This is a genomic window from Daejeonella sp. (assembly GCF_049655485.1).
In the GTDB taxonomy this organism is placed as follows: Bacteria; Bacteroidota; Bacteroidia; order Sphingobacteriales; family Sphingobacteriaceae; genus Daejeonella.
Genome location: NZ_JBASJU010000443.1, coordinates 1 through 2,804, shown reverse-complemented (window position 1 = coordinate 2,804; position 2,804 = coordinate 1). Strand labels below are relative to the sequence as shown.

The 2,804-nt window shown below is 41.6% G+C and carries 2 protein-coding genes; both read left to right on the top strand.

Annotation, left to right across the window (positions count from 1 at the left end):
* Nucleotides 1–47: 47 nt before the first annotated feature.
* Nucleotides 48–2,249 carry a copper-translocating P-type ATPase gene (locus WBJ10_RS17675; RefSeq protein WP_424292700.1) on the top strand — a complete coding sequence of 734 codons (2,202 nt, stop codon included), beginning with the start codon at nucleotides 48–50 and terminating at the stop codon, nucleotides 2,247–2,249.
* 21 nt (nucleotides 2,250–2,270) lie between these two features.
* On the top strand, nucleotides 2,271–2,564 hold the full coding sequence (locus WBJ10_RS17670; protein WP_424292698.1) for a DUF6122 family protein: 294 nt from the start codon (nucleotides 2,271–2,273) through the stop codon (nucleotides 2,562–2,564).
* Nucleotides 2,565–2,804: the final 240 nt, after the last annotated feature.

Genomic DNA, 2,804 nt, shown 5'->3' with positions numbered 1-2,804 from the left:
CTAGTACAGCTGTCAAACCCGTAGAAAATAAAGGGGAGACCCAGGCAATGCCACCTGAAGAAAAACCGCTGGATGATAAGGACAATGCTGAAACCCAACCGGCCGCAAAGACAGAAAATCCTGAAGTGCCTTCGCCAGGCGCCGCGGCAGTTAAACCGCCAGAAGGAAAAGCTGAAATACCGGTAACCCCACCGGTCGATGAGCCGCAGGAAGAAAAAGATAAAACTGATGCTGGGAAGTCCCCAACTGTTGATCATTCCAAAATGGATCACTCAAAGCATGGAAATCCTTCAATGGGTCACGAAGGTCATAATCATTCCATGATGATCGCTGATTTCAAAAAGCGATTTTATGTTGTGCTGGCACTTACCATCCCTATTATGCTTTTATCACCAATGATACAGCAGTTCATTGGTGTAGACTGGCAGTTCACAGGTTCATCCTATATCTTATTTGCCTTATCATCGATTGTGTTTTTTTATGGTGGATGGCCATTTTTAAAAGGATTAGTAGATGAGGTAAAGGCCAAAAATCCAGGCATGATGTTTTTAATTGGCTTCGCTATAACAGTCGCATATGTTTATAGTGTAGCTGTAGTATTTGGCTTACAGGGTATGGATTTCTTCTGGGAGTTGTCAACCCTGATCCTCATCATGCTTTTGGGGCATTGGATTGAAATGAAATCTGTTGCCGGGGCATCTAAAGAGCTGGAGTTATTGGTTCAATTAATGCCTTCTGATGCGCACATGGTGATGCCCGATATGGTGCATGATGTCAAGACCGATACATTAAAAGAGAATGACATTATTCTGGTTAAGCCCGGCGAAAAAGTTGCAGCAGATGGCGTTGTTTTGGAAGGCGAAAGTTATCTTAATGAGTCCATGTTAACAGGTGAGTCAAAGCCTGTGCAAAAGAGTAAAGGGGATAAAGTAATTGCAGGCGCTATTAATGGCAATGGCTTTATAAAAGTTACCGTGGCGCATGCTGCAAAAGATTCTTATCTCTCGCAGGTAATCAAGCTGGTGGATGATGCGCAAAAGTCTAAATCTAAAACACAGCTCCTGGCAGATAAGGCGGCAAGATGGCTAACTGTAATTGCTCTGGTTTCGGGTATAGCTACATTTTTATACTGGTATTTAACCGGACAAACTCTGGCATTTGCTATGGAAAGGATGGTAACGGTAATCGTGATTTGTTGCCCGCATGCCTTAGGATTGGCAGTGCCTTTGGTCGTTGCTAAATCAACTGCCTTATCTGCAAAAAATGGGTTGCTGATTAAAAACAGAACAGCTTTTGAGAATTCAAGGAAAATCACAACCATCGTTTTTGATAAAACGGGAACACTTACGGTAGCTAAATTCCAAGTCTCAAAAATAGTCCCCCTTCAAAAAGGGCTTGCTGAAAACGAGATCATTCGTTTAGCTTCTGCTCTAGAGCAAAAATCAGAACATCCTATAGCTACAGGCATCCTGCAAAAGGTAAAAGACTTATCTATCACTATTCCTGCAACAGAAAACTTTAATGCTATCACTGGTAAAGGTGTTGAGGCTACGGTAGAGGGCAAAAAGATCCTGGTCGTAAGTCCGGGTTACTTAAAAGAAAATGACATTACTATACCCGATGGTTTCGCAGCGAACGATACAGAAACGGTTGTATTTGTACTGATCAATGATGAATTGGCGGGATATATCGCGTTATCAGACGAGATACGGCCTGAATCTGAAGAAGCTATCAAAACACTAAAGCAGAACAACATCAAATCTATTCTCCTAACAGGTGACAACGATAAAGTCGCCAAAAGCGTTAGTGAAACACTGGGAATGGATAGTTTTATGGCTCAGGTATTGCCTCACCAGAAACTCGAAAAAATAAAGGAGCTGCAAAGTAAAGGGGAGTTTGTAGCTATGACAGGTGATGGGGTAAATGACGCGCCTGCTTTAGCCATTGCCGATGTGGGTATTGCCGTAGGCAGCGGCAGCGATATTGCCGCTGAAACAGCCGGAATTATTTTGGTTAATAGTAATCCAAAGGATGTGGTCAATCTGATTTTATTTGGTAAGGCCACTTATCGTAAAATGATTCAAAACCTGGTATGGGCAACCGGGTATAATGTGATCGCATTGCCTCTTGCAGCCGGTGTTCTTTATAACCAGGGAATATTATTAAGTCCGGCAGCCGGGGCAGTACTCATGACCGTTAGCACAATTGTTGTAGCCATTAATGCTAGTATGTTGAAAGTGAAGCCGTAGTGAGTTTATGACTTTATAGATATGTTTCACATTGTACTCCATTTCCTGGCTCCTGCACTAATTGCAGGCATGTTTTATAGAAAGATGCTTTGGAAAGCATGGCTGATAATGATAGCAACCATGATAGTGGATCTGGATCATTTATTGGCCAATCCTATATACGATCCAAACCGATGCAGTATTGGATTTCATCCTTTACACTCTTATCTGGCTGTGGGGATTTATATAGGATTATTATTCTTTCCCCGGCTGCGATTAATTGCTGCTGGTTTAGTTATACACATGGCCCTCGATTATGTGGATTGCTTTATGTGAGTGTACTAGATATGTCCGGAGTAATAGGATTGATGGAATGAACAATGGCCTTCTTATTGATGATATAGATAATTAAGCTTTTTAATTAAAACGGTTTTTTATGAATTATCAGGATATACAAAAATTGATCGGTAGTGACGCAGAGTATCTACTGAATTACAAAAGCAGGACACTTTCGAAAGACCTGCTTCATATTCCATCACCGGATTTTGTTGATAGAGTGTTTGCGTTAAGCAATAG